The sequence below is a fragment of the Thermohalobaculum xanthum genome (assembly GCF_016623495.1).
Classification (GTDB): Bacteria; Pseudomonadota; Alphaproteobacteria; order Rhodobacterales; family Rhodobacteraceae; genus Thermohalobaculum; species Thermohalobaculum xanthum.
The window spans coordinates 1-629 of record NZ_JAEHHL010000025.1 but is presented as its reverse complement, the minus strand read 5'-3'; the positions used below and the strand labels follow the sequence as shown (position 1 = coordinate 629).

The window sequence follows — 629 nt, the reverse complement described above, 5'->3', positions numbered from 1 at the left end:
CCCCGGCGAGTTCCGCCGGGGCCGTTGTTGCCGGTATTGTGCCGCGTGTTGCGGCGGTGTCAGACGACGAGCGGGTCGAAGCTGAAGTCGTCCGCGGTGAGGTCGCCGGTGGCGACGCCGGCGACCAGGACCGAGACGCTGCCGGCGGTGACCAGGCTGCCGCCACCCGAGGCGCTGATCACCAGGTCGCCGAAGCCCGCGACGCCGGTGATGCCGTCGAACTGGATCAGGTCGATCCCGTCCTCGAAGTCGAGGATGGTGTCGTTGCCGTCGAGGTCCGAGACGAAGGCGAAGACATCCGCCGAGGCGCCGCCGGTCAGCATGTCGTTGCCGGCGCCGCCGATCAGGATGTCGAGGCCGAGCCCGCCATTGAGCTTGTCGGCCCCCAGCCCGCCATCGAGCAGGTCGTTGCCGGCATTGCCCTCGAGCGTGTCGTTCGCCGCCTCGCCATACATCCGGTCGTCGTCGAAGCCGCCGAACATCCGGTCGGCCATGCCGCCGCCGAACATCACGTCGTTGCCGCTGCCGCCCTGCATGAAGTCCTGGCCCAGGCCGCCCAGCATGGTGTCGTTGCCGGCGCCGCCGTCGAGCCGGTCGAGCCCGCCATTGCCCTCGATCCGGTCGTTGCC

Annotated in this window: 1 protein-coding gene; it reads right to left on the bottom strand. The window is 70.3% G+C overall.

Going from position 1 to position 629, the window contains the following annotated elements; genetic code table 11:
- Window positions 1-59: 59 nt before the first annotated feature.
- Window positions 60-629, bottom strand: a 570-nt coding sequence (locus H0I76_RS19265; RefSeq protein WP_200613816.1) for a calcium-binding protein, incomplete at its 5' end; no start/stop codon positions are given.